Raw genomic sequence first — 13,291 nt, 5'->3', positions numbered from 1 at the left:
AGACGGAAGAATCCCAATTTTAAAATATCCTTCATTGTTAGTTATTGCAAATGTGCCATCAAGAACAAGCGCTGAAGAAGCACCGTTATATCCAGAAGCAACAATTGATTCGTCAAGCGTTCTTACTTGATATAATTTATTTGTAAGTTGTACCTTCGCATTGGAAATTACATCACCCTTATGTTCACCAGTTCTTTCAGTAACATAGCCCTCAAACCAAACATATCCAGGCGTCGGGGTTGGGACCACTATTGTTGGCGTGGCTGTAGGCGGTACAGGCGTGTTTGTCGCTGTGGGAATAATAATTGTTGGCGTTGGGGGAACTGGCGTGTTTGTCGGTGTCGGCGTGTTGGTTGGCGTGTATGTTGATGTTGCTTCTGGCGTTGGTGTGTTCGTAGGAGGCACAGGCGTATTCGTCGCCGTGGGAATGTCAGTCAACGCCATCTCAACCAAACCGGAGATAGCAAAAAAGACGGGAAGCAGCGTATGATCCGGTTGCGGTTCTATCCGAAACACGCTGAATAAGTAAGTTTGACCATCTTGCGGCCCGGATTGGAATTTTTCATCTATTTGTTGATTATCCGGTTCCCATTTTAAATAGGATTCACCATTCGATTGCGTCTTTCCTAAAAATTGATAATTAGCGCCGCCATCCAGTGAAACGATGACATGATATTCAGCCGCCTGCGATTGCAGCGCGTCGTTCCAATTGATGACCAGGCCGCGCTCAACATACAAATCCGTATCAATCCCCTGGTGAATTCCGTCGATGCGGTCGCTTATATCCCCGATGATCGAATCGGTGATATACACCAAAGGAACCGGAACCGGAGATGGAGTCGGGGTTGGAGCCCGAGTCGCTGTAGGCTGTATTGTCGGGGTCGGCGGTATCGGGGTGGGTTCATGCGCCCGAAGCAGTTCTTCTAACAGCTCCGGCTTGAGCATTCGTAATAGTTCAATCAACGATATGGCTTCTACTGGTTTCGGGACAATCGCCGTAACCAGCAAGAATACTACAATCGCAAAGCTGAAAAACCGGATGTTGATCGACATTGCTGAACCAACTCACATTGATGATTTCAATACAACGACAAGAGCCGGGATTCACGAACCCTTTTATAGTGGTCGCCAGAATTATGTGCGGATTGAGTTTTCGTAACTGTATCTATCGCTGAGCCCTACGGGCGCGCTTTACGCACAGTATTTTGACAACCGCTCTAGAATAAGCCATTGCGGGATACATATCAAGCAATTTTCAAAGAAAAGGGCGGAAAGAATCCGCCCTTCTTAGTTTCACACAGGATTATAATTCTGGTGGGTTAAGAACCCACCCTACATTCACTGTTTTGAGATCCCCCCGGCGCTTTCAGCGCCACCCCCCTTAAAAAAGGGGGCGAAAAGCCTGGGTTCCGAGCCTTAAGTCAATGAAGAGCCCACTCTACTGGGTCACAGTGACTACGTTTGGTTCGTGTCATCGCGACTCGCTTTTCGATTTGTGAGATTGCCGCGTCGGCCTTCGGCCTCCTCGCAATGACACTGGCCTTGAATATCAAGACAGTCGCTACATTCATCCAATCTTTGGCAAGCGCGCAAGCGCCTCTTTGACTTTTTCTTCCGGGTATTCATAGTCAACCAATTTGCCGCCGAAATAGGCTTCATAGGCGCTCATATCAAAGTGACCATGTCCGCAGAAGTTAAACAGAATCGTCTTCTCTTTGCCTTCTTCTTTGGCGATTTCCGCTTCCTGGATCACGCCCGCGATGGCGTGGCAGGCTTCCGGCGCGGGGACGATGCCTTCTGATTTCGCAAAAATCATCGCCGCGTTGAATATCTCCGTCTGCGGAACGGAGCGCGGTTCAACCAGGCCTTCTTCAATCGCGCATGATAACAGCGGGGCGATGCCGTGATAGCGAAGACCGCCCGCATGGATTCCCGGCGGGATGAAATCGTGCCCCAGGGTGTGCATCCGCATCAATGGGGTTGATTGGGCTTTATCACCAAAATCATAAGTCAGTTGGCCTTTGGTCATAGACGGGCAGGCTGTCGGTTCGGTCGCGATGATTTTGATATCGCGTCCCTGCGCTTTATCCACACAGAACGGAAACGCGATGCCTGCGAAGTTGCTGCCGCCGCCGACGCAGCCGATAACAACGTCCGGGTCGATTTCGATCTGGCTGAGTTGCTTTTTCGCTTCGAGGCCGATGATGGTCTGGTGGTGCAAGACGTGATTCAACACGCTGCCCAGGCCGTATTTGGTGTCCTCGCGTTTGGCGGCGTCTTCGACCGCTTCGCTGATGGCGATGCCTAAACTGCCGAGGCAATCCGGGTCTTCCGCGAGAACTGCGCGGCCTGATTCCGTCTGATCGGACGGGCTGGGAACAACATCAGCGCCCCAGATACGCATCATAGTCAAGCGGTGCGGTTTCTGCTGTGCACTGATCTTGACCATGTAGACTTTGCATTCCAGATCAAAATGCTGGCAACAGAGCGCGAGTGAACTTCCCCACTGGCCTGCGCCAGTCTCGGTGGTCATGCGCTTCACGCCTTGCATCTTGTTATAGTAGGCTTGCGCGATGGCAGTATTGGGCTTGTGGCTGCCCGCTGGACTGAGCGACTCGTTCTTATAATAAATCTTGGCGGGCGTATCGAGCGCTTTTTCCAGGCCATAGGCGCGCACCAACGGGGTTGGACGCCATAGCGTCAGAAAATCTAAAACCGGATCAGGAATATCAATCCAAGGGTCTGGACTCATTTCCTGCTCAAGAAGAGCATTAGGGAAAATGACCGCTAATTCTTCCGGCTTGGCAGGTTCCAGCGTTTGTGGATTTAAATACGGTGCAGGCGGCTTTTTCAAATACGGAATCAAATTGAGCCACTGACGCGGCATCTGGTCTTCAGGCAAGATGATTTTTCGTTGTCGCATAGGGTCACTCCCCGACTCACAAAGATGGACGTCCGCGCAGGGCGGGCATGGTGCTCTATTACGTTACCTTATTTTGATCCCGTTCGCCAAGGCCTATTGAAATGAAAGAATAATTTTTATCAAATCACATGAATATCTTTTAAGATTTGAGCATGTTGTTGCACGAAGCGCTTGATGTCTGCATCGTCTGAATTGCATAAACGGATTAAATCATCTTTATAGTCGATATCGCTCCATTGCGGTGCGGTGTAGACTGAAAGATCGAGCGATTCGCAGCGTTGCAGCGTCTGTTCAAGAACCTGGCCAGTCGACCAATGGATGCCGTCAAACAATTCTGGAACCTGTTTCTTTAATCCAGTGCAATAATACCCGCCATCGTCCGTAGGCCCGATAACGACATCATGAGTTGATAAAGCGTCAGCGGCCTGTTCAAGATATTCTAATGGCAAGTCAGGGCTGTCGCTGCCCAAGGCGATTGCGGCGTCTGAATTGTTCAGTATTTTGGCGAAGCCATGCTGCAATCGTTTTCCCAGCCCTCCCACGCATTGAGGCAGATACTCAACTCCATCGCCAAACCATTGCTGAAAAAAGCGCGCCTCTTCGGGTGGATCAAAGTAGACCGTACAATTCGCATTACGTACGCGCTGAAAGCGCTTGAGGCAAACTTCGGCCAACCCCTGGTATAACCGGGCGGAATTTTCAAAACCGATTGCTTCACCCAGACGCGTTTTGACGGCGCCGGGCGCGGGTTTTTTCACAAAGACAAATAAGGAAGCCTGCGATATATTCATGGTCATGTTATCGAGAAGAAATCAATTTCAATTTTTATTTTTCGTCCTGCTGTTTGTTTTTATGTTTGGCGGACTCACGTCGAATGCGCAAACTGCCGTATTGGACCCGCCCACGTTAGTCTCGCCGCCAAATGGGACCATATTGCAAAACCCCAATGAAGCGTTTGAGATTCCCCTGCAATGGACGGCAGTTACGGGCGCTACATCATATCGGGTCAATTATAGGAGTAGTAGCGATCAATTCCCTAAATTTATAACTACACCTGAAACTAGAACCATTCTCACTTTTTCAGTAGAAGACCTTCAAGGAACAACAATCATACAATGGGCTGTTCAAAGTTTAGCGGATGGATTTCCTCCGAGTGCTCCTCCAACTGCTTTCTCATTCACCATTGGAACCACAGGGACGCCGCTGCCTGACTTTTTACCGACGCCGACGCCGCTGCCCGCGCCGCAATTGATTGATCCAGCAAATGGCGCAGCGCTTGATGCCAGCCAAGCGATCAATTTTCGCTGGAGCGCTTTAGAAGAAGCCTCTTCTTATGAATATCAAATCTATTTAGATAACCAAATACGTTTACCTGGCGGAACCGTCTTGAACGAAGTTTCTTTAGTATTAGCAGGAGTTCCCTTCGTACAAAAAACGTATCAATGGCGCGTCCGCGCATTGGATGATGAAGGCCGCACTGGATATTGGAGCAACCGCAACTGGTTTCTGATCGACCGGCAAGGCAGCGTACCGTTCCCGACTCCAACGCCCTCAGCATTGAGTCTCGACTTAAACAATGATGGTGAAGTTAACGCAGGCGATTTATTTTTGTTTGCGACGCGATATCAAACCAATGATCCATCAGTTGATTTTAATCATAACGGAAAAAATGACGCAGGCGATTTGCTTTTCTTTGTCCGCTTTTTGCCCCAACAAGAACCGCCGTTAATTCCTCTCGGGTCTTCGTTGAAACCATAAAGAAAACACAGTCCAGAGGATTTTTACTCCCGCTTTGACGCTGCCCGAAATGGTACCGGATATTTTTGAGCGCCCGATTCGAATCTTATACGGAACCGGAATCTCAACGCAACGCAGCCCGGCGATGGCCGCCTTCACCTGCATTTCAACCGTCCAACCATAGTTGGTATCTTTCATCTCGATTCGCTCTAACGCATCACGCCGAATCGCCCGAAACGGCCCCAAATCAGTAAAGGCGTATCCGTAGAGACGGCGAATCAGAAAGCACGCCAGGATATTTCCAAAACGCGCATGTGGAGGCAGCGCGCCAGGGTCGGCGTCGCCAAGGATGCGCGACCCGATCACTAAATCGGCTTTATTATTGATGATAGGAGACAATAGTTCAGGCGCCTTCGATGGGTCGTCGCTAAAATCCGCATCCAAGAACAGAATGACATCCGCGTCAGAGGCTTCTTCAATCCCACGTAGACAGGCGCTGCCGTAGCCCCGCTGTCCTTCGTAGACAACATGGGCGCCAGCCTCACGCGCAAGCGACGCTGTCGCGTCAGTTGATGCGTTATCAACAACGATGATTCGCTCAACGCATCCCGCAGGAATGGCTTCAATCACCTGTGCGATTGAGTGTTCTTCGTTATAGGCCGGAATAATCACTTCGGTTTTCATCATTTACCTTATTTGCCTTAAGTACAAAAGAAAAAGGGGTGGATCAGATCCACCCCTTTCGAGAATCATATTTCATTGAAACTTAGTTGCCCGGATTCACCAGGAAGACTTCGATATCTTCAACAATTGGCGCTCCGATGCCGGAGTTAATTGTAAAGATCTCTTCGCCGTTCGATGGATCGGTGAACGAGAAGATAAACGGCCCGATCGGGTCTACTGGATTGACTGGCAACAAGCGGTTCTCACGAACCGTGGTCAAGAAGTTGTCAGCGCCGCCAAAGGTGTGAATCGAACCAAAGCGCGTTACGGCAAAGATACCGAGACCGTGCGTGGGATCGTTCTGCACTGCAAAGCCAACCAGCGTCGAGTTAGAGCCGAAGAAGAACGTCGGCAATTCGATTCCCGTTGGTTCGCCGCCCTCTGGGTAGACTTCAAAGAAGTCGCCAGGGCCGGTGCAGGCCACACCGCCAGCCAATATGCCGCTCTCGACGATTAATTCGAGGTCGGTATAAGCAGGCACGTTAGAAACCGGAGGCCCTGTTAACGCAGGAGATGCGCTTCCGGCTGGGGAATCAATGCGAGAAATCAATCCGCCGCTAAACAGGACGTAAATGACGGGGTTGTTGAGGTCGCCCGACACAACTTCCATATCAACAGCCTTCTTGCCTGTGCGTGAAGTACGGATTGTACGGAAAGCGTTCAACGAACCGTCAGCGCCCACGGCAAAGACATCGCCTTCTTTTGATAAGGCAAAGTAACCGTCTGCGTTCGTCGCAAATTCGATATCAACAGGACGCAGATCAATTGACGGTAAGTAGTTGCGCTGAATAAATCCAGTTTCAGCATTGCGTCGCACGGAACGGATAAATCCATCGTTACGCGCAGCAATAACGGCGCTCACTTCCGTACTCTCTGAACCTGCCGTCAGAATTTCGAGATCAACATATTGTTTTGTCGTGTTGAAACTCAAGAAGCCGAGACTCGATGCAGGATCAAGTTCACCGTCTCCGTTGAAGTCGAACCAACCTAATGTATCGCCTAACTCGTGGATACCGCCAAAGCGGTCGAGCAAGTTGATGCCTTGGTTTGCGTTCTCAAAGATCGGAATCGGCGTCTTCGTCGGTTTTGGAGTCGCAGTCGGAACAATTGGCGTCGGAGTTTCCGTCGGAGACTCTGGAGTCGCTGTCGGCGGAATCGGCGTCGCTGTTGGCGTTTCACCAGGAGACTCAGGCGTCGCTGTCGGCGGAACCGGAGTATTCGTCGGTGGAACCGGAGTCGCTGTTGGCGTTTCACCAGGAGACTCAGGCGTCGCTGTCGGCGGAACCGGAGTGTTCGTCGGTGGAACTGGCGTCGCCGTCGGCGTCTCACCTGGAGATTCAGGTGTCGCTGTCGGCGGAACCGGCGTGTTCGTCGGCGGAACAGGGGTCGCTGTAGGGGTTTCTACAGGAGTTTCACCAGGAGACTCAGGCGTCGCTGTCGGCGGAACCGGAGTGTTCGTCGGTGGAACTGGCGTCGCAGTCGGGGTTTCAACTGGCGTTTCAGTCGGCGTCTCTGATGTTTGTGCGTTAACGGTCGTCGTTCCAATCATCATTGCCAAAGCAAGCGCAAAAAAGAAGGTAGGAACGAGAAGAAAACGCACGGAAATTTTCTTCATCATGGAATCTCCTTACAGCGATGGTCATTTAACCACCCCATCTTAAAAGAAATTAACGTTCTTAGCAAGAGCATTTTGTCTTTTTACTGAAAATCTTTTTTTATCGGAGTTACCGTAACTGCTTTAGCTTGAATGTTTTTTTACATCGAAGCCCATTTAGAACGACCGGGAGCATGGTTCCTGTCCGGCGGAATGAACGATAAAAACCGTTACGTTTATTTACATTTTTTTCAGACATAATCATCTATTTTTATCAACAAAGCGAACAGGGGCAATTCAACCATCTCATTTATATAAACTTAAAACAATATGCGTAGATAGGTCTTGTGTTAAATCTATTTAGATATTAATCCCATATCCTCCTAATAAATTTCAAGTTAAGTGGATGATGATGAAGCAGACCACACTCTTATCTATTTATTTATCATCCATGATCGTAAATAGTCATCCGTGAGTTGTTTTTTTTATTTTGGAACCTTAATATCTTCCGAAGAGTTCGTTTTAAACCAAAACCCCGTCCTGGAGGACTCGCGCAATGACAACAAAGAAAGAAAAAACAAATGTAAACCGCCGGACATTTTTAGAAGGCGCTGGTTCAGGCGCTGCGGCGATTGCTGCAATGACATCCGCTCCGGCGGTGTGGGCGGCCGGTTACAGCCCCAACGAAACCATCGGCGTCGCCCATATTGGACTCGGCGTTCGCGGCGGGCAGTTGATTGTCGACGTCGCGGGGGAGCCTGAAAAGGACCGCCCCGGCACTAAAGGCGCGAAAGTGGTTGCGGTTTGCGACATCTACAAACCTCACCTCGAGAAAGGCGTGAAATCCAGCGCAAATAAAAACGTCAAAACCTACCATAATTATGAAGACGTGCTCGCAGATAAGAATGTTGACGCCGTAGTCATCGCGACGCCCGACCATTGGCATTCAAAAATGACAATCGACGCAGCCAACGCGGGCAAAGACATTTACGTCGAAAAGTGTTGGACGCGAACATTGCCCGAAGCCAAGGCCATGTACAAAGCCATCAAACAAAACAAGACCGTCATGCAATTAGGGCACAACACCCGCGCCAGCGCCGCCGCCGTCCAAGCCCGCGAAGTCATTAACACTGGCATCCTCGGCCCGATCACCTTTGTCCGCACCGGCATCTTTCGCAACCGCCCGTGGGGCACAGATGAATGGCGCTGGTATGGCTGGTATTCAGACTTTGAACGCCCCGATGAAGAAATGGTCAAAGCCAATTTGGATTGGGACCGCTTCCTCGGCGCCGCCCCTTACCATCCGTTCAGCATGGAGCGATTCTGGCATTGGCGCTGCTATTGGGATTACGGCACCGGCATCTCCGGCGACTTGCTCTCGCACTCGTTCGACTATACGCAAATGATTCTCGGCATGGGAATCCCCGGCAGCTGCGCCTGCTCCGGTCAGAACAACTTATTGAAAGACGGTCGTGAAGCTCCCGACACATGGAACTGCATCTTTGAATATCCTCACCTCGACATGACCTTAGTGTGGAACTCGAGTTTCAATAGCCAAGCCAAATCACCGGGACCATTTGAGATTGATATTCGCGGCAAAGACGCCGTCATGGTCACTGGCGCCAACGACTACAACGTGTACGTGGAAGAAACGTCGAAAAAATACAAATCGAAAATAGACTCGGGCGAGATTAAAACTGATAAGCCATTCAAGTCGTTTGATCCCTCGCAGACGCCTGAGCAGCCGACTCACATGCAAGACTTTATTGATTGCATGAGAACGCGCGAGAAACCCAAAGACAATGAGGACGAAGCCTTCGTGGAAGCCGTCACCTGCATCATGACTGTCGAAGCCTATTTCCAAAAACGCACCGTCACTTGGGACGCCAAACGCCAGGAAATCGTGTAAGCGTCATTCCGTTAGTGTCGTGTTAGGGAGTAATTCATCCCAATGTTATAGACATATGGGGCGGCGAGCCAAGGCTAAATGAACTTCAACCAGCATGTAACTGAAAGCAAGTCTCGCTTTTTAGCAAATCTCGCTTTTTAGGATCCCCCCTAGCCCCCCTTAAAAAAGGGGGGTGGCGCTGCAAGCGCCGGGGGGATAGCGAGATATTTGGACTTCCCTTGTTTTCACTGACAGTGTTGTAATGGCTGCCCGTTTCGCTGTCTTGCCCTTGCCACCCGCTAAACGCCAGGAAATCGTGTAGAGAACTCGAAATGCTCACATGAAAAGGCGAGGCTATTACTGCCTCGCCTTTTTCTATTTCGTGTTTCTGTCTAGACTCGAACAATCATTGATCTAGAGACCAGAATGACTGAAACCCACTCCAATCGCCCCATTCGCACAAGCACGCTGTTTCGCGACGCAGAGTCTCCCATGCTGCGGCGTTGGCCAGAATGGGCGCAAATGCTATTTTTTGGCTGCACCGCATTGTTTATCAATCTCGTGATCGGTTTTATGATTCTTCCATTGGACTTCACCGACGCCGCAGATTTCAAACAGCAGATCAAACAAGAACAAGGCGTTATCGCCGGCATCCTCGTCGTCGTGGTCGCAGGGCCGATGATGGAGACCGCTGTCGGACAATTCCTGCCGTTGTTCTTTGCAAAAGTCGTCCGTCGCAAGAAGTTGGTTCAAATTCTGTGGGCTTCCATTTGGTTTGCCGCGCTGCATATCGCCAATGGTCCAGCCCACGTCATTCAGACTTTTTTTGTGGGCTGGGTGTTCGCCGTTTGCTTCTTGTTTTGCTGGTCAGAATCGTGGTTTAAAGCGGCGCGGGTAACCTACATTGCCCACGCGCTGCATAACGCCGTCGTCTATATTTTATTCTTAGCAAGCACCGCCTAAATAAATACACCAAGATAAAGCTGCGGGATATCAAATCGAGTCTTGAGAATCCATCTCATACCCATTTCGTTTGAGGTGGGAATACGGACTGCCAACAGTAGACCAGCCATTCTGGCGTGGGGGCATCTCTGTGAGCGCCTGTGCAAAAGGGCCTGAAAGCCCGCACGGAAGCGAAGAGAGATGTACCCACGCCTTTCGCAACATAAAGTACACTGTATCAAAAGGCGAGAAATTAAACTTGATAGCGATTTAATTACAATCGCCGGATGCCGAAGCCGCCGCCGACTTCGATAGATGATCCCGTTGAAAAATCGAAATGCCCCAACGCAATCGCGCTGACTGCTTTGCCAACGTCTTCGGGCGTCCCCCATCGTGGTTGAGGGCTCATGCCTTCTGAAATTAATTTGTCGTATTTTTCTTTCACGCCCGAAGTCATATCAGTCGCAATCACGCCGGGTTGTATCTCATAAACCAATATATCTTCGTGGGCGAGACGGTCGGCGAACAATTTCACCGCCATGCTCAGTCCCGCTTTTGACAGGCAATACTCGCCCCGGTTGATCGACGCGGTATACGCTGAAATCGACGTAACAAACACGATGCGCGCCTGTTGTTGAGCGCCCTGCCCGCGCAATTCAATCATCTTGTTTGCGGCGTATTGCGTAAGAAAGAACGGGCCTTTCAGGTTGGTGTCCATAACGTATTCATAACTGTCTTGCGACATGTCAAGCAAGTCGGCGCGCACCTTAGGCGCCACGCCTGCGTTGTTCACCAGCAAATCAAACCGCCCAAAGGCTTTGATGGTCTCATCCACCATACGGCGTCCATCGGCTTCATTGGCGACGTTCGCTTGGATGATTTCTGCGCGCCGCCCCAGTTGTTGAATCTTCTCTTGGGTCTCTTTCGCCGCCGCTTGGTTGCCTGCGTAATTGACCATCACGTCATATCCAGCCTGGGCGAGTTGGCAAGCGATTCCCCGCCCGATGCCCCGGCTGGCCCCAGTCACGAGCGCGCACATTGATGTAGACATAGCGATTCCCCTTGATCGTTTAGATATTTCATCTCCAATTGTGAAACAATATCATCGCCAGGTCACGGGGCGAACTATGGATTTTTTATGAACATACTTAAAGAAGCCGGCTTATTTGTTTTTTGCGCATCTTTCGTCGCGACTGTCGCATGGGGATATTCATGGCTAGACGCCCCTTCACAATCCACCGAAGCATGGGTGTACGCCGACATCTCACGAACAAATATTGTCGCCGTCTCAGGCCCTTCTCAAGTTTTTTTTAACGCTCCCGACGGCTCCTTCGTTCTCTATGATTGGATGCAGGATGAATTTTTTGCGCCTCGCCCCTATCAAGAGAACCTGGAAGGGCCGAAAAACGAACAGATATTGAAAGTTATCGAAGGGCGGTTGCGAGGCGATATTGCCGCCAATGTATCGTATAGCGATTTTACGCTGAACTGGTTCCTCGAAGAAACAAAAAAACATGGAAACTCCCAGGGCGGTCAATCGACCCAAACCATCATCGAAGACCCACGCAGGCAAATTCGCGCAATTGTTGTATGGAACCAGTTAGGCGGGATCAAAGAATATTACGAAGAATCATTTAGAAAGAAACCACGGCTATCCATCGTATATTACTCAAACGGCAATCCACGAAAAATGAAACACTTTAACGGGGCGGGAAAAATCAATGGCGGCGCGTATGAGTTTCATCCCAACGGGCGCATTCATAGCTACAGCCATTTTTTTGAAGGCGTCCCCTGGGGGCCGTATTTGTCTTGGGATGAAGAGGGCCGTCTACTCAAAGAAGATTTTATGATGGGCCGAAACCACAAGCCAACGAACTAGGCATAACCAAAATGGCAATAAGCCTCCCCCTATACCTTTGGGCGCTGCTGGCGATGTTTACCGTCACGGGCATTCTTTTTCTGGGACGATATACTTGGCAATGGCTTAGACTATTCTTGTTGATTCGACGCGGACTCAAACCGCTTAGCCAAAAAGAACGCGAAGGACGGCTGTTCTCACACCTCAGCGACGCCGACCGCCAAGCACAAGAACTGATCGACCAGCGCGTCAAGCACATTTGGCGCACGGTTTCTAAAACCCATTGGTTTGATCTGGAACACATCCGCGATGATTGCTTTGCCTTGATCCGCGATGTGGCGGCAGCCTATTACCCCAATTCCAACCGGCCTGAATATGAAGCCTCTCTCTATGAAATTCTATTATTGAGCGAGCGCGTCCACCGTGAGATCAAGACGCTGATTGCGCCCATCGCTCCGCTGCAAAAAGTCTCCGTCAAGCATCTGCTGCAAACCAAAGAGATATTTGAGAAAACCCAAACTGTCATCGACAAACGCGGCGTTCGTACCGGACGCCGCATCATTAACGCCGTTTGGACGGCAGTGAATGTCGTGAACCCGCAATATTGGGTGTCGCGGGCGATTTACCTGGGCGCATCCGAAATGGCGGGGCGCAAAGCGCTGGCGTCGATTTACCGCATCGTCGGCGTCGAAGCCATGAAAACCTATCGCTCGTCTTCCACCATTCGTCCCGATGAAGTCATGCTGAAAGATTTAGACCATTCCGTTTCCGAAAATTTAGATAACGAAAGCATCCAGCCAGACATCATCATGCCGGAAGAAAGCAGTCATACTCCGGTTCAAGATGAAATGAGCGATCTCCAGACCATCAAAACTGAGGAAGACATGCCGCCTGAATGGAACAACGAAAACAATCAGCAATCGACTCTCTATGAAAATGCGGCAAAAACGCTGTCATTATTTATTGAGGGCAGCCTGCACCTGTGGGAGAAACTCGCCAGCCCCGCGCCCATCTTGAAGAAATATGCTGAGCAAAACCCCGACATCCACACGCTGCATGACATCCAACGGCTGCCAGCGGAACAAATCGAGGCCATCGCCAAAACCTATCGCAAACAAGGCGAATGGCTCAGCGCCGTCGAAGGCGTGGCGACGGGCGCAGGTGGATTTCTCTTAATGGGCGTCGACGCGGCATCGCTGTTGGCGCTGCAATTGCGCACCATTCAGCAAATCGGTTATTGCTATGGATTTGACGTCACTCAACCTGAAGAAAAACTGTTCGCCGTCAAACTGCTGGTCGAAGGCTATACCCACCCCATGCGACAAGACCGCCGCACTCTGTTGGAAGAAATGCGCGCGGCGGCGAAGTTAATGAAAACCAATTCTCCACTGGGACTGTTGCAAAAACGCATGTTCGTCCAAGGGCTTACCAAGGCGGCGCAGAAAATCGGCATCTCGATGGGCGGGCGAAAAACCGCTCAAGTGCTCCCATTTATTGGCGCCGCAGTCGGCGGTGTGATGAACAAAAAAATCACCAAAGATATCGCTAAAATCGCCCAAGAAGTCTATCACGACCGCTTGCTTCAATTAAAAGAAGCCGAATCAGCAAAGAGCCAGCCAGAGTAAG

Annotated in this window: 11 protein-coding genes; 5 read left to right on the top strand and 6 right to left on the bottom strand. The window is 50.4% G+C overall.

Annotated features, from left to right (window positions below; all coding sequences use genetic code 11):
- The 3 genes from P9L94_09025 to P9L94_09015 all read right to left on the bottom strand — a co-directional run.
- Positions 1-1,053 (bottom strand): hypothetical protein (locus tag P9L94_09025; protein ID MDP8244208.1); only part of this gene is annotated, 1,053 nt, incomplete at its 3' end.
- Between the two features lie 514 nt (positions 1,054-1,567).
- Positions 1,568-2,923, bottom strand: coding sequence for a TrpB-like pyridoxal phosphate-dependent enzyme (locus P9L94_09020; protein ID MDP8244207.1), 1,356 nt, complete (start codon positions 2,921-2,923; stop codon positions 1,568-1,570).
- 119 nt (positions 2,924-3,042) lie between these two features.
- On the bottom strand, positions 3,043-3,714 hold the full coding sequence (locus P9L94_09015) for a TIGR04282 family arsenosugar biosynthesis glycosyltransferase (GenBank protein ID MDP8244206.1): 672 nt from the start codon (positions 3,712-3,714) through the stop codon (positions 3,043-3,045).
- On the opposite strand from P9L94_09015, the gene P9L94_09010 reads away from it, so the two are divergent.
- Positions 3,713-4,681, top strand: coding sequence for a hypothetical protein (locus tag P9L94_09010; GenBank protein MDP8244205.1), 969 nt, complete (start codon positions 3,713-3,715; stop codon positions 4,679-4,681). The genes P9L94_09015 and P9L94_09010 overlap by 2 nt on opposite strands.
- Here P9L94_09010 and P9L94_09005 read toward each other — a convergent pair.
- On the bottom strand, positions 4,649-5,347 hold the full coding sequence (locus tag P9L94_09005; GenBank protein ID MDP8244204.1) for a glycosyltransferase family 2 protein: 699 nt from the start codon (positions 5,345-5,347) through the stop codon (positions 4,649-4,651). The two genes, P9L94_09010 and P9L94_09005, sit on opposite strands and share 33 nt — an antisense overlap.
- A gap of 79 nt (positions 5,348-5,426) precedes the next feature.
- Positions 5,427-7,001, bottom strand: a complete 1,575-nt coding sequence (locus P9L94_09000) for a hypothetical protein (GenBank protein MDP8244203.1) — start codon at positions 6,999-7,001, stop codon at positions 5,427-5,429.
- Between the two features lie 532 nt (positions 7,002-7,533).
- On the opposite strand from P9L94_09000, the gene P9L94_08995 reads away from it, so the two are divergent.
- Together P9L94_08995 and P9L94_08990 are read left to right on the top strand one after the other, a co-directional pair.
- The gene (locus tag P9L94_08995; protein ID MDP8244202.1) at positions 7,534-8,886 is read left to right on the top strand and encodes a Gfo/Idh/MocA family oxidoreductase; all 1,353 of its coding nucleotides are present in this window, start codon (positions 7,534-7,536) and stop codon (positions 8,884-8,886) included.
- Between the two features lie 405 nt (positions 8,887-9,291).
- Positions 9,292-9,828 carry a CPBP family intramembrane metalloprotease gene (locus P9L94_08990; GenBank protein MDP8244201.1) on the top strand — a complete coding sequence of 179 codons (537 nt, stop codon included), beginning with the start codon at positions 9,292-9,294 and terminating at the stop codon, positions 9,826-9,828.
- Between the two features lie 253 nt (positions 9,829-10,081).
- Here P9L94_08990 and P9L94_08985 read toward each other — a convergent pair whose 3' ends face one another.
- A complete protein-coding gene (locus tag P9L94_08985; GenBank protein MDP8244200.1) occupies positions 10,082-10,858 on the bottom strand; it encodes a 3-ketoacyl-ACP reductase in 777 nt (258 codons plus the stop codon).
- An 87-nt stretch (positions 10,859-10,945) separates the two neighbouring features.
- Between P9L94_08985 and P9L94_08980 the strand changes: the two genes are divergently transcribed.
- Both P9L94_08980 and P9L94_08975 read left to right on the top strand, forming a co-directional pair.
- Complete coding sequence (locus P9L94_08980; GenBank protein ID MDP8244199.1) at positions 10,946-11,686, top strand: hypothetical protein; 741 nt, start codon at positions 10,946-10,948, stop codon at positions 11,684-11,686.
- Positions 11,687-11,697: 11 nt separating this feature from the next.
- Positions 11,698-13,290, top strand: a complete 1,593-nt coding sequence (locus P9L94_08975) for an EcsC family protein (protein ID MDP8244198.1) — start codon at positions 11,698-11,700, stop codon at positions 13,288-13,290.
- The last annotated feature ends 1 nt before the right edge of the window (position 13,291 follow it).

Source organism: Candidatus Hinthialibacter antarcticus, assembly GCA_030765645.1.
Taxonomy (GTDB): Bacteria; Hinthialibacterota; Hinthialibacteria; order Hinthialibacterales; family Hinthialibacteraceae; genus Hinthialibacter; species Hinthialibacter antarcticus.
The sequence above is the reverse complement of the archived record's forward strand: the minus strand, read 5'-3'. Positions and strand labels throughout refer to the sequence as shown.